At 66.5% G+C, this 17,170-nt stretch carries 18 protein-coding genes; 9 read left to right on the top strand and 9 right to left on the bottom strand.

Annotated features, from left to right (window positions below; all coding sequences use genetic code 11):
- Window positions 1-211: 211 nt before the first annotated feature.
- The gene (locus BMY29_RS21135) at window positions 212-352 is read left to right on the top strand and encodes a hypothetical protein (protein WP_173424935.1); all 141 of its coding nucleotides are present in this window, start codon (window positions 212-214) and stop codon (window positions 350-352) included.
- Window positions 353-535: 183 nt separating this feature from the next.
- Here BMY29_RS21135 and lrp read toward each other — a convergent pair whose 3' ends face one another.
- Window positions 536-997: an HTH-type transcriptional regulator Lrp gene (gene lrp, locus BMY29_RS13430; protein WP_049991316.1), complete on the bottom strand. Its 462-nt coding sequence runs from the start codon at window positions 995-997 to the stop codon at window positions 536-538.
- Between the two features lie 126 nt (window positions 998-1,123).
- On the opposite strand from lrp, the gene glnA reads away from it, so the two are divergent.
- Window positions 1,124-2,479 carry a type I glutamate--ammonia ligase gene (gene glnA, locus BMY29_RS13425; protein WP_074854761.1) on the top strand — a complete coding sequence of 452 codons (1,356 nt, stop codon included), beginning with the start codon at window positions 1,124-1,126 and terminating at the stop codon, window positions 2,477-2,479.
- A 78-nt stretch (window positions 2,480-2,557) separates the two neighbouring features.
- Here glnA and BMY29_RS13420 read toward each other — a convergent pair whose 3' ends face one another.
- Complete coding sequence (locus BMY29_RS13420; RefSeq protein ID WP_049992092.1) at window positions 2,558-3,217, bottom strand: metallophosphoesterase family protein; 660 nt, start codon at window positions 3,215-3,217, stop codon at window positions 2,558-2,560.
- A gap of 155 nt (window positions 3,218-3,372) precedes the next feature.
- Between BMY29_RS13420 and BMY29_RS13415 the strand changes: the two genes are divergently transcribed.
- A complete protein-coding gene (locus BMY29_RS13415; RefSeq protein WP_049992093.1) occupies window positions 3,373-3,642 on the top strand; it encodes a hypothetical protein in 270 nt (89 codons plus the stop codon).
- Between the two features lie 121 nt (window positions 3,643-3,763).
- On the top strand, window positions 3,764-4,282 hold the full coding sequence (locus tag BMY29_RS13410; protein WP_049992094.1) for a gamma carbonic anhydrase family protein: 519 nt from the start codon (window positions 3,764-3,766) through the stop codon (window positions 4,280-4,282).
- Between the two features lie 43 nt (window positions 4,283-4,325).
- On the opposite strand, the gene BMY29_RS13405 is transcribed toward BMY29_RS13410, so the two are convergent.
- From BMY29_RS13405 to BMY29_RS13390, 4 genes are all read right to left on the bottom strand, one after another.
- On the bottom strand, window positions 4,326-4,814 hold the full coding sequence (locus BMY29_RS13405) for a hypothetical protein (RefSeq protein ID WP_049992095.1): 489 nt from the start codon (window positions 4,812-4,814) through the stop codon (window positions 4,326-4,328).
- A 77-nt stretch (window positions 4,815-4,891) separates the two neighbouring features.
- Window positions 4,892-6,046, bottom strand: a complete 1,155-nt coding sequence (gene pdhA / locus BMY29_RS13400) for a pyruvate dehydrogenase (acetyl-transferring) E1 component subunit alpha (RefSeq protein WP_049992096.1) — start codon at window positions 6,044-6,046, stop codon at window positions 4,892-4,894.
- Window positions 6,047-6,158: 112 nt separating this feature from the next.
- Window positions 6,159-7,250 carry a CAF17-like 4Fe-4S cluster assembly/insertion protein YgfZ gene (gene ygfZ, locus BMY29_RS13395; RefSeq protein ID WP_049992097.1) on the bottom strand — a complete coding sequence of 364 codons (1,092 nt, stop codon included), beginning with the start codon at window positions 7,248-7,250 and terminating at the stop codon, window positions 6,159-6,161.
- A gap of 39 nt (window positions 7,251-7,289) precedes the next feature.
- Window positions 7,290-7,586 carry a DUF6432 family protein gene (locus tag BMY29_RS13390; RefSeq protein ID WP_049992098.1) on the bottom strand — a complete coding sequence of 99 codons (297 nt, stop codon included), beginning with the start codon at window positions 7,584-7,586 and terminating at the stop codon, window positions 7,290-7,292.
- 176 nt (window positions 7,587-7,762) lie between these two features.
- Between BMY29_RS13390 and BMY29_RS13385 the strand changes: the two genes are divergently transcribed.
- From BMY29_RS13385 to BMY29_RS21130, 4 genes are all read left to right on the top strand, one after another.
- Window positions 7,763-8,806 carry a DUF7093 family protein gene (locus BMY29_RS13385; protein ID WP_049992099.1) on the top strand — a complete coding sequence of 348 codons (1,044 nt, stop codon included), beginning with the start codon at window positions 7,763-7,765 and terminating at the stop codon, window positions 8,804-8,806.
- A 124-nt stretch (window positions 8,807-8,930) separates the two neighbouring features.
- On the top strand, window positions 8,931-9,314 hold the full coding sequence (locus tag BMY29_RS13380; RefSeq protein WP_049992100.1) for a DUF5611 family protein: 384 nt from the start codon (window positions 8,931-8,933) through the stop codon (window positions 9,312-9,314).
- 322 nt (window positions 9,315-9,636) lie between these two features.
- Complete coding sequence (locus BMY29_RS13375) at window positions 9,637-11,307, top strand: S8 family serine peptidase (protein WP_049992101.1); 1,671 nt, start codon at window positions 9,637-9,639, stop codon at window positions 11,305-11,307.
- A 68-nt stretch (window positions 11,308-11,375) separates the two neighbouring features.
- Window positions 11,376-11,552 carry a hypothetical protein gene (locus BMY29_RS21130; protein WP_173424954.1) on the top strand — a complete coding sequence of 59 codons (177 nt, stop codon included), beginning with the start codon at window positions 11,376-11,378 and terminating at the stop codon, window positions 11,550-11,552.
- Window positions 11,553-11,555: 3 nt separating this feature from the next.
- Here the strand turns inward: BMY29_RS21130 and BMY29_RS13370 are convergent, their stop codons facing one another.
- Together BMY29_RS13370 and BMY29_RS13365 are read right to left on the bottom strand one after the other, a co-directional pair.
- The gene (locus tag BMY29_RS13370) at window positions 11,556-12,881 is read right to left on the bottom strand and encodes a dicarboxylate/amino acid:cation symporter (RefSeq protein ID WP_049992102.1); all 1,326 of its coding nucleotides are present in this window, start codon (window positions 12,879-12,881) and stop codon (window positions 11,556-11,558) included.
- 88 nt (window positions 12,882-12,969) lie between these two features.
- Entirely contained in the window at window positions 12,970-14,532 is a 1,563-nt protein-coding gene (locus BMY29_RS13365) for a heme-binding protein (protein WP_049992103.1), read from the bottom strand.
- Window positions 14,533-14,696: 164 nt separating this feature from the next.
- On the opposite strand from BMY29_RS13365, the gene BMY29_RS13360 reads away from it, so the two are divergent.
- Complete coding sequence (locus BMY29_RS13360) at window positions 14,697-15,221, top strand: PadR family transcriptional regulator (RefSeq protein ID WP_049992104.1); 525 nt, start codon at window positions 14,697-14,699, stop codon at window positions 15,219-15,221.
- Between the two features lie 64 nt (window positions 15,222-15,285).
- On the opposite strand, the gene BMY29_RS13355 is transcribed toward BMY29_RS13360, so the two are convergent.
- Window positions 15,286-17,124: a site-2 protease family protein gene (locus BMY29_RS13355; protein WP_049992105.1), complete on the bottom strand. Its 1,839-nt coding sequence runs from the start codon at window positions 17,122-17,124 to the stop codon at window positions 15,286-15,288.
- Between the last annotated feature and the right edge of the window lie 46 nt (window positions 17,125-17,170).

Here is a 17,170-nt window from a genome sequence, read left to right as displayed (position 1 = left end):
CTCCGCGCCACTCACACCACCCCCAGCCGCTTCCGTCATAGCGTCCGAGTCGCACCGTCGTCCGATCGACCGCGCGTTCGAGTTCGCTCGTTTTTTCGACCGGACATCTGTCGAGTACCGACCGTAGCGATCGCTTCGTCTCGGTCGAATCCCGTCGCCCCGCGGTGGTGGCAAGCCAGTGACCTTTTACGCTGGACGTCATGGACCGCCTATGAGTACCCAAACGACCATTGGCTGGTCGCTGTTCACGTCCGGCGTCGTCACGCTCCTCCTCAAGCTCCTCCCGGGCGACTCGCTATGGTGGGGCCTGCTGCTCCTCGCGCTCGGCGCGATCATCATGTACAGCCGATAGCGTCGGCGGATAGTCACCGCTGACGGAGGTGGTTACGATCCGCCGGAGTTCGAAATCGAGCCCAGCGAGACAATCACGGCGGTCGCGACGCGGCGCTCGTCGATGACGACCGACGCCGCGTCCCCTCAATCGAGCGGCGACGCGAAAAGCAACCGGCTGCGATCAAACGGTCGACTGGTCGACTCAGGACTCGGAAACGTCGAGTTCGAACTGCTCGTTCTCGCTTACGGCGTTGAGAACGACGCTGGTGTTCGAGGCCTTGATGTCCGGATCGGTCAACAGCTGTTTGATCTGCTCGTTCATCCCGTCCGTATCCTCGAACTTGCCGATGGCGATGACGTCGTAGTCTCCGGTGACCTCGTAGACCGAGATCATCTGGCGGTGGTCGCTCAGCGTATCGGTGACGTCGGGAAGGGCGTTCCCCTCGACCTGGAGCTGGATGACTGCAGTGACGTCGTAGCCGACGGCGTCGTAGTCCACCCGCGGCGTGTACCCCTCGATCACGCCTTCCTCTTCGAGATCAGAGAGGTGGTTCGAAACGGTCGTCACGGAGACGTCGAGCTCCTCGGCCAGGCTGCGCAGGCTCGCGCGTCCGTCGCCCAGAAGTGCATTCACTAGTTTTGCATCGAGATTTTCGTACGTCATCACATCCAACCTCTCACTGGAGCCTTTAGAACTTTACGAATATACAGTTTCATGTGGGTGAGCGAAGATTTGCTCGGAACAGTAGTGTTTTAGTAGCAGAGTTACGAGGATACGACGACGAGAAAGATGACAAGCGGAAACCTCACGGACGTCGAACAGGCGGTATTGGACGAGATCGAGGAACAGGACGTTGATTTCCTCCGTCTCCAGTTTACCGACATTCTGGGCACTGTCAAGAACGTCTCCGTTCCGGCTCGCCAGGCGGAAAAGGCGTTCACCGAGGGTATCTACTTCGACGGTTCTTCTATCGAGGGCTTCGTTCGCATTCAGGAGTCGGACATGCGTCTCAAGCCGGATCCGGAAACGTTCGCGATCCTCCCGTGGCGCCAGAAGGAGGAGAGCGCCGCCGCCCGGATGATCTGTGACGTCTACGATACCTCCACGGGCGAGCCCTTCGAGGGCGACCCGCGCCGCGTCCTCAAGAATGCCCTCGAGCGCGCCGAGGAGATGGGCTACACGGTCAACGCCGCACCCGAACCGGAGTTCTTCCTCTTCGAGGAGGACGAGGACGGCCGCGCGACGACCACGACCAACGACGCCGGCGGCTACTTCGACCTCGCGCCGAAGGACCTCGCCTCCGACGTCCGCCGCGACATCATCTACGGCCTCGAGGACATGGGCTTCGAAGTCGAGGCCAGCCACCACGAGGTCGCCGAAGGCCAACACGAGATCAACTTCACCTACGACGACGCGCTCACGACGGCCGACAACGTTGCCACGTTCCGGACGGTCGTCCGCGCGATCGCCGCCCAGCACGATCTCCACGCGACGTTCATGCCCAAGCCGATCCCGCGGATCAACGGCTCGGGGATGCACACCCACCTCTCGCTGTTCACCGAGGACGGGCAGAACGCCTTCCACGACGAGGACGACGAGTTCAACTTGAGCGAGGAGGCTCACGCCTTCACCGCCGGGATCCTCGAGCACGCCCCCGCGATCACCGCCATCGCCAACCCCACCGTCAACAGCTACAAGCGCCTGGTGCCCGGCTACGAAGCGCCCGTCTACGTCGCCTGGTCGGACCGGAACCGCTCGGCGCTGATCCGCAAGCCCGCGGCCCGAACCCCCGCGGCGTCGCGCGTCGAACTGCGCTCGCCGGACCCGTCCTGTAACCCCTACCTCGCACTCGCCGTCATGATCCACGCTGGCCTGGACGGCATCGAGAACGACCTCGACTGTCCCGATCCGGTCCGGGAGAACATCTACGAGTTCGACGAGCAGAAACGCGAGGAGTACGGCATCGACACCCTCCCGTCGAACCTCGGCGAGGCCGTCGACGCCCTCGAGGCGGACGAAGCGGTCTACAGCGCGTTAGGCGAGCACGTCGGAGACAAGTTCGTCGAGGCCAAGCGCCAGGAGTTCGAGGACTACCTGGTCGACGTCTCCGAGTGGGAGCTCGACCGCTACCTCGAGACGTTCTAAACGGTTCGCGCTTCGCCGCCGGTCGCCGGTTTTCCGCTCCGTTTTCCGCTTCTTCGCTCGGTTCCGATTTTCCGTCCGTCAGTCGTCCGTAGCCAACTCGTGGTCGTGCGCTTCGAGTGTGAGCGTCTCCGGATCGAGCGTGTAGTAGCGCTCCCACGCCGGTGCGAGACTTACGACTCTGGTATCCGCGAATTCGGCCTCGCGATGGCGGTGGTGGTGGCCGACCAGGCAGAGGTCGGGCGAAATCGCCTCGAGCAGGTCGTCGACGTGCTCGCAGCCGGGATCGTAGCCGTACGACAGCAGTCCGGTCGGGGCCTCGTGGGTGAGGAAGACGTCGATATCCTCCAGGTCGGCGGCTCGCTCGACGTCCTCGTGCGTGAAGTGGCGGCGGCGTTCGCCGCTGAGTTCGTCGCGCGATAGATCGTACTTCGTGGGGGCGAAGTTTCCCGAGAGCCCGGCAACCCGCAGGCCGTCAACCGTCGCGGCCGTACTCGCGAGGAGGTGGACGTTGCGGACGTCGGTCTCGGCAGGCGGGTCTCGGTCCTCGCCGGCGCGCAGCGCCTCGATGACGTCAAAGTCCTCGTTGTTCCCCGCGACGAACCAGGTGGGCGCCGGCAGGTCGTACCGCTGGAGGTCGCCGACTTGAAGGACGCGGTCGGGCTCGAGCGTGCGGTAGATGCCGAGCAGCGTTTCAGACCGGTCCGGCTCGGACGCGTGGGCGTCACCGAGGACGAGCATACGCGAGCTACGGGCACGATCGAAATAGTGCCGGTGCCGAGTACTGCCGGTCCGAGGAGCGCCGTCTCGCGGATCGGGGACGAACGGCGCTGCCGTGCGGACACTGGGCACATTCAGGGACGTTCTTTAGACGTTCCGGCGACGGAGGATCGAGTATGGCCGATACTCCCGACATCGAGAAAGTGGAAACTGAGGACGACTACATTCACGTCCGATTTCGCGATCCCGACCGGTACGACGAGATTCGAACGCCCGACTGGGCGAAGCAACCGGCCGAGTCGGTCTCGGAGGGGAGCGAGGTCCGCACCGGGAAGGTCGAGGGCGAGGACGACTGGGAGGTCACGAGCGTCCTGATCGAAAAACACGTCGGCGAGGACAAAGCGAGGGACCAGGCCCGTGAGATCGTCGAGAAGATCGAGTCCTGACCCCCGCCGTTGCGCGGCCGGACGATCACCATCCCGTACAGCGGCCGAGACAGTCAGCGCCGACTGACGATCACGCTCGCCACGATCCGGTATTATAGCCACTATCGTGGTGTGTTCACGCATGCCCGATAGCAGAGACTACGAGTTCGAAGGGGTTCGACCGACGATCGACGAGAGTGCGCGGGTGAGTCAAGAGGCGACGCTCGTCGGCGACGTCACGATCGAGGCGGACGCGAGCGTCTGGCCAGGCGTCGTCCTCCGGGGCGACGTCGATCCCGTCCACATCGGTCGGGCGACCCACGTCGGGGACAACGCGACGCTGCACGCCGCGCGGCTCTCGGACGAGGTGATGATCGGCCACGGGGCCGTCCTCAACGAGACGATCGTCGAGGAGCAGGCGCTGGTCGGATTCAACGCGACGATCAACAGCGACGTCACGATCGGCAGCGGGAGCATCGTCGCCGCGGGGACCGTCGTCCCCGACGAGTACTCGATTCCGCCGGAGTCGTTCGTCCGCGGTGTCCCGGCGGAGATCACGCCGCTCGAAGAGACCGGCATCGACGCGCGGGAGATCTTCGAATCGTACTCGTCGGGCGAGTACACGGACCTGGCCCAGCGCCACGAGGAACTGTTCGAGTGATCCGCGCGGAACCCGGCGCAGCTTCCGGTTCGAGCGTCCCGACCTATCGGTTCGCGTCGAACTCGAAGATTTCGCGGTAGAGGCTCGTCGCCAGCCGATCCAGGTTCGACTCCGCCTCGCTGGCCGACATCGTGTCGCCGATTCCCCGCCACTCGACGGCTAATTGAGCGATCGGAACCAGCGCGATCCCGCCGATGACGATCTCGCCGTCGGGAGTGTGCACTCGCCACTCCGTCTGCATGCCGTTCGACGACCTGGTGACGTCCTCGACCTCCCCGCCGGCCGCGACCCAGCGTTCGACCAGGCCGTCGGTGATCCGCCGGAGTTGCCGTTCGCCGAGCAGGTGGAGCGCGCCGCCGCCGGCCGCCAGGATCGCGAAGGCGACCCCCGCCAGCGGCAGTCCGCCGTAGGGGACGTTGATCGACGCCGCCAGGCCGGCCGTCAGAACGATCAGTCCGAGGACGCGCGCGTCGACCGCGCTCGGTACCGTTCCGTCCCAACTGGTCTCTCGGGACGGCTGCTCGAGTTGCATGTCGAGCGCATCTCGCGGCGTCGACCCGGTAGTCGTTGCCCTGTCCTGATGTCGGCTTTATACACGTGCCGAAGAAATTACTCGTCTCCGAGTAATTTCTCGTCGCCGTGACTGTCGCGCAGATCGTCGAGGTACGCTCGCTGTTCCTCGAGTCGCGGGGTCGGCTCCGCGTAGGTGTGCTCGAACAGTTCGGCGGGGTCGCCGTCGACGTCCTCGGCGCGGTCGACCAGCGTCGCGAGCGTCTCGTCGATCTCGGACTCGATCGCTTCGATCCGCTCGTCGTCGAGGACGTCCCGGTCGCGGAGGTAGGCCTCGAATCGGTCGATCGGGTCCTTCTCGCGCCAGCGCTCGACTTCCGCGTCGTCGCGGTAGACCGACGGATCGTCGGCCGTGGTGTGGGCGCCGTAGCGGTACTGGACGGCCTCGATGAGCGTCGGCCGTAACCGATCACCGTCCCCGCCCCCGTCGCCGTTCGGTTCGAGGGCCTTCTCCCGGGCCGCCGCTGTGACGACGTAGGTCGCGAGCGGGTCCATCCCGTCGACCTGGACGCCCGCGAAGCCGTAGGCCTCGGCCTTTTGCGCGATGGTCGCGCTGGCGGTCTGGCGCTCGCGCGGGATCGAGATGGCCCATTGATTGTTGTTACAGAAGAAAACCGTCGGCGTGTCGAACACGCCGGCGAAGTTCATCGCTTCGTGGAAGTCCCCCTCCGACGTGGCGCCGTCGCCGAAGTGGACGACGCTCGCGCGCTCGTCGCCGTTCAGTTTCGCTGCCCACGACCAGCCCACCGCGTGGGGGAGGTGGCCGGCGATCGAGATGTTCAGCGGAAAGACGTCGAGTTCGGCGAGGGCGGCGTTGCCGTCCTCGTGGCCCATCCAGTACAGCAGGTACTCCCAGGGGAGCCCTCGTGCGACCAGCGCGCCGTGTTCCCGGTACTGGAACGAAAGCATGTCGTCGTCCGCGAGCGCGTAGGTCGACCCGATCTGGGATCCCTCCTGACCGGCCAGCGAGGCGTAGGTCCCCAGGCGACCCTGGCGCTGGAGGTTGATCATGCGTTCGTCGAACCGTCGGGAGAACCGCATGTCCCGGTACATCGACCGCAGCGTCTCGGTCTCGAGGACCGGTTCCAGCTCGGGCGCGACGACGGTCCCGTCGGCGTCGAGCACTCGGATCCGATCGTCCGGTTCCCGGTCGAGTAGATGGAACAGGTCGCGCTCGAGGACGTCCCCTGACATGGCTACGGCTCGACCGTTGGGTTCGGACAATATAAGAATAGCTCCAGGGTCGAGCCCCGCTGGGATCGGGAGCGGAACCGTCTCGCGAGCCGCTTGTTTGCGACCGGGACCGCTACTGATACTCGGGCAGCCGGTCGGATAGGTCCGACCCGTCGACGAACGGGAGATCGGTTCGGGTCGCGGCTACTTCTTCGCCGCCGACGCGGACCGTTAGCTCGTCGCTCTCGAGGTCGTAGTCGACGATCGCGAGCGCGAGCACCTCCTCGAGCAGCGGGCTCTCGCCGGCGCGGGTCACTTCGCCGACCGACGCGTCGCCGTCGAAGACGGCCGCGCCGCCCTCGGGGACGGCGTCGCCCTCGAGCGTGAGCCCGACGAGTTTCCGGCTGGGCTGGCCGCGATTCTCGACGCGGGAGACGACCTCCTGACCGACGTAACACCCCTTATCGAAGTCCAGAGCCGTTCGCAGGCCGAGCACGTTCGGGAGCGTCCCCTCGAGTTCGGTGTGAAAGAGCGGCGATCCGGCCTCGAGCGCGAGGTTCTCGAACGTCCGGTAGCCGAAGGGAGCGGCGTTGAGCCCCTGGTTGAGCAGCGTATCGTAGACGGCCTCGGCGTCGTCGGCAGCGCAGATCACTTCGTAGCTCTCCTCGCCAGTGAGCGCGTCAGTGCGGATGACGGTGACGCCCTCGTCGCCCATCGTCCCGCGGACGAAGGAGTAGCGTTCGTCGGGCGAGGCGGCCCCGTTGAGGACGCTCGCAACCTTCTCGGTCGCCTGCGGGCCGTGGATCCCGAAGGTCGCGTAGTCGTCGGTCGCGACCCGGATGTCGACGTCCTGGATGAACACCTTCTCGGACCACTCCTCGGCGAGGGGTTCGGCGGTCTCGGGCTGGGTGAAGAGGAGCAGTCGCTCGCCCGCGTTGTAGACGTAGAGTTCCACCTCGATGCCGCCCTGGGGATCGAGGACGAGCGCGTAACAGCCCCGACCGTCCTCCGCGGGAACCCGGTTCGACACAACGTTGTCGACGTACTCGATCCGGTCGTCGCCCTCCACGACGATCACGCCGTAGGCCAACTCGAGCAGCCCGACGCCGTTGCGGACCGCCCGCTGCGTGCGCTCCGGCCGGCCGTAGTGTTCGACGATTGTTCGACCGGCGCGCTCGCCGAACGTGGCCCCGTGGTCCGCGTGGATGGACTCGATGACGCTCATACATCCGTCCTGGGGCCTGAGCGTATCAGGCGTTTCGATTCAAAAAGGAATTCGTTCGCGGAGCCAGTCCCCGATCGACCGTTCGTCGTCCTCGTCGGTCGGCTCGTCGGGGACGACCCGATCCGCGGGTTTGATCACCGTCTCGTTGCCGGATTCGACGACGATCAGGTCGTCATCCTTGAGCGTCGAGAGGGCCTCTTCGAGCTCGTCGATGTCGACCTCGACGGCCGCCCGGAGTTCGAAGACGGTCATTCCGTCGTCCGCGCGGTCGACCAGTTCGTCGAGGATCGCCACCTCCGTTCCCTCTCGGTTCCGGAACTCCCGCTTTGCTCTCATCCGTTTCCTTATTCGACGACCCGGGATTTGACGTTTGTCGTTCCGACGATGTCCGCTGCCGCTCGCGCGACTGCCCGTCCGTCGACCCGACGAGACGGCTCGGGTCGGCTAACTGTCACGGAACAGTGACGTTCAGGCAGTACGTTTTTTATGGACTGGGTCGGTACGGTGGGACAATGGTCCTGCGATGTTCGCTGCTCGGACACGACTTCGGCGAGGCCGAGGTCGAACGCGAGCGCGAAGAACGGGGCAGCGAGGTCGTCGTTACCGTCCAGGAGTACGAAGAGTGTTCCCGCTGTGGCGATCGCAACGTCATCAGCGAAAACACCGAGGTGACGAGCCTCTCCGCCGGAACGACCGCCGACCCACGCCCCGACGAACCTACCAGTGAACCGACAGACGCGCCGCTCGACCCCGACGCTACCGAGGAGACGGCTCCCGGTACCGAGACGGACGCCGAATTCATCGACGCCGACGCGCCCGCCGACGACGCCGAACTCGTCGATGCCGATAGCGCCGAGTCGGCTGCCCACGCGACCGGTCCCGCCGCGAACGCGAACGCGACCGACGCGCCTGGCGAGACGGCCGACGCCGTCGATGCCGATGAGGACGAGATTGCACTTCCGACCGACGACAACGGCGAGCCCGTCACCGACGACGGGGAAATTCTCGACGATGACGACGAGCCGACCGGCGCCCCCGATCGCGACCGCGACCACGGCGAGTGGCCCGACTCCGACGACGTCGGGCCGCCGGTCGGCGAGGACTCGGAACCGGCCGCCTGGCCGGACGACGGACCGGGTGCGGACGCCGGTTCCGAGACCGGGGCCGATACCGGAGTCGGAATCGAGGACGATATCGATCCGGCCGCGATCGAAGACGACGCGGTACTCCTCGAGAACGACGCATCGACGGACGAGCTCGGCGCTGCCGACGACCCCGCCGGGACCGACGCCCGAACGGTGACGGCAGAGCCGCCGACGGCGGACCGCGACGAGCCCGAGTCCGAGGCTGCGACCGATTCAGGAACCGGAATCGAACGGGCCAACTCGGCCCCGACGCCGGCCGAAAGCGACGGCGGGCCGGCCGACGGCGTGCCGACGGAGTTCTACTGTCCGAGGTGTGACTTCGTCGCCAACGGCGACCGCGCCTCGCTGCGCGCGGGGGACATCTGTCCCGACTGCCGAAAGGGGTACCTCAGCGAGCGCGAGCGTCAGTAGCCAGTCGCGACTGTCCGTCCGGTACAGCCGCTCCGGCGGTCGCTTCCAGCTTCGCAAACAGTTCAGGCGTCCGAAACGTCGGCTATGAAAAGAGGTAAACGCCCCGCCGTGTTTCTCCCAATCCATGAAGGAGTACAAGATGCGTCGCGGTGAATATCTCGAGGAGCGAATCCCCGACATGGAGTCGACCGTCGAGGAATACTTCGGCCCCATCACGGAGACCGAGGAGTACAAGGGCAGCGACCTTTACGTGATCGGGGAGCCGGATAATCCCGTCTTCGAGAAAATCGTCGTCGGGACCGTTGAATACTCCGGCAAGAAGGACAAACTCGGCGTCGAGTTCTACGAGCGCGATCCCACGGAACTCGGCCCGGAGGAACTCGAAGCGGCCGGCGAGGCGGTCGATCTGAAGAACGACTTCCTGCTTGAGGCGACCGGTCGGGACGCAAAGGCCCGCCGCGACTCGATGAAACGCTCCGTCGAGGACGACCCGGACCACGACTTCTAGGCTCGCTTGTTCACCGTTCCAGAGTCCACTCCGTCGCGTCGAGCGACGCGACCAAACCGGCCACCAGCCCTGCGATCGTCGGGGACGAGACGGCCGAAACTGGGCGCTCCGAGCCGATAGTTTCGTCTCACAGTCGAGGCACTCGTCCGTCCGAACGAACGGGCGCACCCGGCCGCTGACGGGGCCGCCTGGCGGACCGGGCCTCGCTTCCTTCGGCTAACGGTTCGTCGACCGAACCGATCGTCTCGCTATCAATAATTCATCACTCGCTGAAAGTCACTATTACTATTAACTATTACCTTCGGATACTATCCGTCGAGAGATGTCACGAGACGATTCCCTCGATCGGGGTCGGCGCACAGTGCTCAAAGGGGCCGGTGCTCTCGGCGCGTTGCTCGGCGCGGGACCGGTCGGCGGTACGGACCGAGGTCTGAACCCCGAACGGAAACGGGGGCGGGGACCGAAACGGAATCCGGGACGGGAGCGAGGACCGGAAACGGAGGAGGTGCTGGTCGGCGTCCATTCTGACGTCGCCGACGTGCACGGGCGGGTCCGCGGAATCACGCCCAACGTCGCGAGCGTCGCACGCGCGAACGATTCGCTCAAGTACGCGACGGTGGAGTTCCCGCCGCAGGTCTCGGACCAGGTACGCCGGAACTTCTCGAAAACGGTCGCGGCGGCCGAGGGTCTCTCGTACGTCGAGGAAAACGCCGCGCTCCAGCAGTTCTATACGCCGAACGACCCCTACTACGACGACCAGTACGCACCCCAGCAGGTCAACTGCGAGGCCGCCTGGGAGACGACGCTCGGCGACGACGACGTCGTCGTCTCCGTCGTCGATCAAGGTATCCAGTACGACCACCCCGACCTCGAGCCGACCATGGACGCCCGCATCGGCGAGGACTTCGTCGGCGACGACGGCGATCCGTACCCGGTCAACGCCGGCGAGAACCACGGCACGCACGTCGGCGGCATCGCCGTCGGAGCGACGGACAACGGAACCGGACACGCGGGGATCAGTAACTGCTCGGCGCTGAGCGCCCGCGCGCTCGACGACGCCGGTTCGGGGTCGGTCGCCGACATCGCTGACGCGATCCAGTGGTCGGCCGACGCCGGGGCGGACGTCATCACCCTCTCGCTGGGCAGCCCGACGCACTCGGAGACGCTCGCGAACGCCTGCGAGTACGCCGCCGCCCGGGGATCGCTCCTCGTCGGCGCGGCGGGCAACGACTTCGGCGGGAACGTCGCCTACCCCGCCGCGTACAACGAGGTGCTGGCCGTCTCCTCGCTCGACGAGAGCGAGTCCCTCTCCGAGTTCTCCAACACCGGCCCGGAGATCGACCTCGCCGCGCCCGGGAGCGGCGTCCTCTCGGCGGTCCCGTTCGACGAGTACGGGCGGCTCTCGGGGACGTCCATGGCGGCCCCCGTCGTCGCCGGCGTCGCCGGCCTGGTGCGCTCGGCCTATCCCGATGTCTCGGCCGACCGCCTGCGCGAGCACCTCCGGGCGACGGCCGTCGACGTCGGCCTCGCTGCGGAACAGCAGGGCGCTGGGCGCGTCGACGCGGCGGCCGCCGTGAACACGCCGCCTGGCGAGACGACGGGCGATGAGACGGATGGAACCGACGAGACGGACGAGACCGACGAGCCACTGTCCGGAGCGTGCGGTGACGAGGCGGTCAGCGCCAGGGTCGACGGCTACCTCACCAGCGGCGGCTGGAGCGACGCCGACGCGTACCGCTACTCGCTGCACACGGCCGATCCGTGTGCCGCGACCGTGGCCCTCGACGGCCCGGCGGACGCGACGTTCGACCTCTACCTGACTCGCGACGGACGGCGCCCCTCTCGGTGGGACTACGACGAGGCTTCGGCGGGCGCCGGCAGCGACGAGGAGATCTCGGTCTCGCTGTCGGGCGGTGAGGAACTCGGAATCCTCGTCGTCGCCGAGTCGGGTAGCGGCGACTACGCGCTGACGATCGACGAACTCGGTCGGTGACGCGGTTTCGGAGGCCGACCGACTCGGCTCCGTAACGGCTTTGATCACCTCGCGGAATCACACGAACGATGGAACTCCAGGCGTTTCTCGCCGCCCACGTGGGCTTTGCGATCCTCGTAACCGCTCACGCGGTCACCACCGGCCGGGATCCCGGGAAGTGGCCGTTCGTCACGCTGGCGTTCGGCCTGGCCGGGATCGCCGCGTACGTCTTCTACGACGAGCCGACGGAGTCCGGCCGGATCTGAGTCTCAGTCGTCGGCCGTGACGCTCTCGTCGCCGCTGGGGGCGGGCGCGTCGGCCCAGACTCCGCTCGAGAGGTCGATCGCATCGGTCCACTTGCCGACGACCGACGCGACGGCGAGGTCCCCGGTGACGTTGTTCGTCGTCGCGATCCGACCGAGGATCGGATCGACGCCGGCGACGAAGCCGACGATCTCCAGCGGGAGGCCGACGGCGTTCAGGATGACGGTGAGCATGATCAGTCCCGCGCCGGGGACGCCGGCGGTCCCGATGCTGATCAGGATCACGGTCGCGAGGATCAGCACCTGATCACCCAGACCGAGCGAGACGCCGACCATGTTGGCGGCGAATACTGCCGTAACAGCCTGCCGAATCGCCGCGCCATCCATGTTGATCGTCGCGCCCAGCGGCAGCCCGAAGCCGTAGATCGATTCGTCAATCCGGAGATTCTCCTCGGCGTCGGCGATCGTCACCGGTAGCGTGCCGCTCGAGGAGCGGATCGTAAACGCCGTCACCATGGCGTCTTTCGCGCCCCGCAGGAACGCGAGCGGGGACTGACCGAGGATCCCGATGGTCATCACGCCGAGGTACGTCACCGTCATGTGAATCGCAATCCCGACCGCGATGACGGCCACGAGCGCGCCGAGCTGGACGATCGTGCCCAGCCCCTCGGTCCCGATCGAGGCGGCCATCAGCGCGAAGACGCCGATCACGCCGTACTCCATGACGCCCCAGACGATCTTGAACAGGGCCCGGGTGCCGGCGTCGACGAACGCGAAGAAGCCGTCGATCGCGTCCGCGACGGGTTCCTCGGTCGTCGATTCGCGGACCATCGTCAGGGCCAGGCCGAAGACGACGACGACGAAGATCGTTCCGAGGATGTCGCCTTCGACCATCGCAGCCAGCGGATTCTCGGGGACGATTCCGAGGACGACTTCGGAGACGGTCGGCGGTTCGGCTTCCTGTGCCTCGCCGCCCGTGAACTCGACGCCCGCCCCGGGATCGAAGAGGTTCGCGACGGCGAGGCCGATCGCGGCCGCGATCGTCGTCGTCGCGGCGTAGAGCGCGACGGTCAGTCCGCCGACTTTCCCGAGCCGTGACGGCGTTAGCTTGCGCATCCCGCCCAGAAGCGTGAAGACGATCAACGGAACGATCAACATCTCGAGCAGCCGCAGGAAGAGATCGCCCAGCGGACTGAGGACGGCGGCCCGTTCGCCGACGAATGCACCGACAGCCGTTCCGATAACGAACGCGACCGCGATACGATAGATGATCGGAATCGAGCGATACCGGGTCCAGACTCGTCGGGGCAACGACTCGTCGGTCGTACTCATTGGGCCGCCCTACGAACCTGACACACCAACCCGTGTCGATTCCGGTGAGACTAGCCCGGTCCTGTGACGAACCGGTGACCGCAGGCCGTCAGGCCAGGAAGACGTGTCGCGGCCGGTCCGCCAGGACGTCGCGGCCGAACTCGACGGCCTCCGAGAAGGCGTCGCTGCGGAAGAACTGCATGGCGTCCTCGCGGGAGTCCCAGCGGCTCGCGATGAACATGTCGTTCTCGTCCTCGCGGTTGACCAGCAGGTCGGTCTTGCGGTGGCCGTCCATGTCCGCCAAGAGGTCGGCGGCGTCGTCGAAGACCCCGACGAAGTCCGAGCGGTGGTCGGGCTTGACGGTGTAGAACATCCCCATCGTGCCCCAGGAATCGTCGTCGTCATCGCCCGCCTGGCGAACGATGTCCGGCAGGTCTGCTAGGAAGCCGGCGGCCGTGTTCGCGGCGCGTTCGGTCTCCCAGAGGCTGATGACCGCGGCCTCGCCGTCGTCGGCCGTCGTCTCGTCGGGTTCGTACACCGCGGTCTTCACGTGGGTGTCGTAGTGATCGAAGTTCCCGCGGAGACCGTCGACCTCCTCGAACAGTTCGTCGGCGTCAGCGTCGGAGTACAGCACCACCGCGTGGACGTCCTCGCCGTGGGGCTGGCCCGCGTAGACGCCCATATCCTCGAGTTCGCTGCGGAGGGCTTCGTCCTCGTCGCCGTCGTCGCCGTGGGGGTGGCCGCCCGATCCGGACCCGGAGCCGCCGTGGTGGCCGCCGCTCGAATCGCCGTGCGGATGTCCGCCCGCTCCCCCGTCGGAACCGCCGTGGGAGTGGCCCCCGGACTCGCCGTGATGATGTCCGTGGCCGTGGTCGCGATCCCCTTCGGCGGGAACCGGCTCGCCAGCGAGGAACGCGCCGAGGTCCTCCGGCGGGAACCGCCTGGCCGAGAGGAAGCGGCCGAACTCGGCGAAGCGGGAGCTCGAGGGGTCGAAGCGCATCTCGTAGAGCAGTTCCTTCACGTCGGTCGGGTCGTCGCCGAACAGGGTCACGCCCCACTCGAAGTCGTCGAGGCCGATGCTGCCGGAGATGATCTGGGTGACGCGGCCGGCGTAGTCCCGGCCGATGTCGCCGTGGGCGGAGAGGTGGTCGGCCCGCTCGTCGAAGGGGAGGTCGTACCAGTTGTCCTCCGGCCCGCGGCGCTTGCTCATCGGGTAGAAGCTCAGGAACTCGCTGTCCGGAATCTCGGGTTTGAGCCGCGACTCGATGTAGCGGGCGATCCCGGAGTCTTCGACCTCGGCGTCCTCGTCGAAGTAGTCCTGGGACATGTACCCCGAGACCTCCGTCACCGAGAGGTAAGAGTCGGCCCGCTCGGTGAACTCGGCGAGGGCGGTGTGTTCGAACCGCCGCTCTACGGCGTCGATGTCGGCGAGCGTCGGCCGCAGGTGGAGCACGAGCAGGTCCGCCTTGTGGCCCAGCACCGCAAACGTCGCCGACTCGCCCTCGTCAGCGTCGTCGACGGCCTCGGCGGCGGCGAGGTAGTCGATCCCCTCCTCGATCGCCCGCGACCGCCGGCGCTCGGGCGCCGATCGCCAGGCGTCCCAGTCGATCGACCGGAAATCGTGCAGGACGTACCAGCCCTCTTCCGTCTGTGGTGGTCGCCGTCGTTCCATGGACGCGGGTTAGGACGGGACCGCTAAGAAGGGCCGGGTTTCGGCCGGATCAACGCGGATCGATGCAGACCTGAATCCCGTTATTTGACGGGCATTCGACCGTCCGTACCCGAATCGGACGTGACCGAAACCCTTTACGTCCGCCCGTTTTACCCTCGGCGTATATGCGGAAAAGTGGGCCGCCGAAAGGACTTATCGCCTATCTCGTGCTCGAGCTTCTCGAAGAGAAACCGCGGTACGGTTACGAGATTCTCAAGGAGATTAGGGATATCAGCGGCGGTCACTGGGAGCCGTCCTACGGCTCGGTCTATCCGATCCTCTACAAGTTCGAAGAGAAGGGATGGGCCGAGCGGATCGAACGCGAGGACGAGCCCGACCGGAAGTACTTCGAACTCACCGAGGACGGGGCCGCGGAACTCGAAGACCGCCGCGAAAGCGGCGCCGAGAAGGCCCAGGACTTCGCGGACGTCATCCTCGGATTCTTCCACGTCTACGCGGCCTTCTCGACGGACGATCGGTTCGAGATTCCCGAGATGGACGGCGAGTGGCGGTTCGACGAGGAGTTCAGTCAGTGGATCGTCGAACAGGTCGTCCGCCACCACGAACACTACTTCGACACCGACTTCGAGCGCGTCGACGAGACGCCCGAGGAGTTCTACGAGCGCCACGGCATCGACGGCGGCGAGTAAGACGAGTACGCGAAACGAGAACGGAAGCGAGTGACGATCGAAAGCGCCGCGTGACGACTCGTTTTTATCCCAGCAGCTGCGGTCCGAACAGCAACATCAGGAAGCTCACCAGCATCGTTACCCCGACCGTCGTCGTCACCAGGCGGACCATCCCGCGGGTCGCGTTGACCGGGAGCCGCGAGACGATGGCTTCCGTGCTCGTCCGGAGGATGTGGCCCCCGTCGAGCGGGAATGCCGGGATGCAGTTGAAAAAGCCAAGCTGGACGTTGATCCAGCCGGTCCAGAACAGCAGATTCGCCAGTAGGAAGACCCCTCCGTCGCCGAACGCGCCGAGAGCGCCTTGGGCCTCGTAGAAGTTCTGGATGCCGCCGGTGAAACCGGCGAAGTTGAAGGGCATCGCGCCGCTGACGGCGACGACCGGCAGCAGGAGTGCGATCCCCATCTTGCCGAGGAAGGTATCCGAGATCGGCCCGAACCGCGTCTCTCCGTCGCCGCCGAGCAGCGCCAGGTACTCGTCGGCGGGGTAGAGCTGGACGCCGATGTCGCTAACCGAGACGCCGGCGGTCCCCTGGTGCGGCTGGATGCCGAGGAAACCGGTGTCGGCCTGCGGATGCTCGTCGAGGGTCACCTCGTAGGTCTCTCGCTCGTCGCCGAAGTACCCCGTGACGGTGGCTTCCTGGCCCGGATCGCTGTCGTCAAGCAGGTCGGCCAGATCCTGATAGTCGTGGATCCGCTCGCCGTCGAAGCGGGTGATGACGAAGGTTTCGTCGGTCGAGCCGGCTTCGTTCTCGAGCGGCCCGTCGGCGGCGATCGAGACCGCGGCGCCGATCGAGACGTCGCGCTCGACGCGCTCGTCGCCGTCGGCGGGTTCGATCGTCAGCGTCACCCGCTCGTCGTCGCCGACGGCCTCGAAGAAGCCGCGTTCGGTCGCGACCGACTGCCCGTCGACTGCGCGGATTTCGTCACCGGCGGACAGTCCCGTCGGGCCGTTTTCCATCGCCGCGGTCACGAGCAGCGACCGGTCCACGGTCACCGTCTCCTCGCCGTTGAGTTCGACGGCTACCTGCTCGCCCTCGGCGGCCTCGAGCCGATCGGGAAGGTCGTCGTTGCCCTCGACCGCGGTACCGTTGATCGCCGTGATGCGATCGTTAGGTTCGATGCCGGCGTTCGCCGCGGGCGAGTCGTCCGCGACGCCCCCGACAGCCGCACCCGGTGCGACGGAGATCGCGCCGACGACCGGGCCGAACAGCAGGGCGAAGGCGACCAGCGTGATCGCGAAGTTGTTCGTGACGCCGGCGGCGAACATCCGCGTCTGGCCGCCGCGGGAGGCGTCCTTGCTGCTCTCCTGATCGGGCTCGACGAACGCGCCGACGGGGAGAATCGCCAGCATCGCGACCCCCATCGAGTCGATATCGATATCCTCGACGCGACAGAGCAGCCCGTGGCCGCCCTCGTGGACGACCAGGCCGACGAGCAGCCCGAAGACGATACCCGGCGTGGCCGCCAGCGGCAGGAAGTCGTTGACGCCGGGGATGACGAGGACGTTGCGCGGCTGGCGGACGGCGGACGTCGCCGGCTGCGGGGTCGAAAGCGCGACCATGGCCCCGCGCAGTAGGAACAGGAACATGCTGACCATCACGACCAGCGCGATGCCGACGCCGACGTTCGACCAGGCGCGCCAGAACCGCTTCGGTTGGGCGAGCCGGTCGAGCAGCGCTCGTCCGCGCTTCGTGTGGAAGGTGAGAATCGGCCCCTGAGTGCCGATGTAGTCGGGCAGGTAGCCCCCGTTCCGGAGCGCGATCACCGCGGCCCAGTAGAGGCCCAGCCCGACTACAACCCAAGTGAGAAGCTCGGAGCCGTAGAGCGCGGGCGGCGAGACGAAGGCGAGAGAGCCGTAGTCCATCGATAGTATCTCCGAGCGGCGTTCTCAAAGGGCTTTTGTCTGTCAG

Source organism: Natrinema salifodinae (genome assembly GCF_900110455.1).
Lineage (GTDB): Archaea > Halobacteriota > Halobacteria > Halobacteriales > Natrialbaceae > Natrinema > Natrinema salifodinae.
Note: the sequence above shows the minus strand (reverse complement) of the source record. Positions and strands in the feature narration are given on the sequence as shown.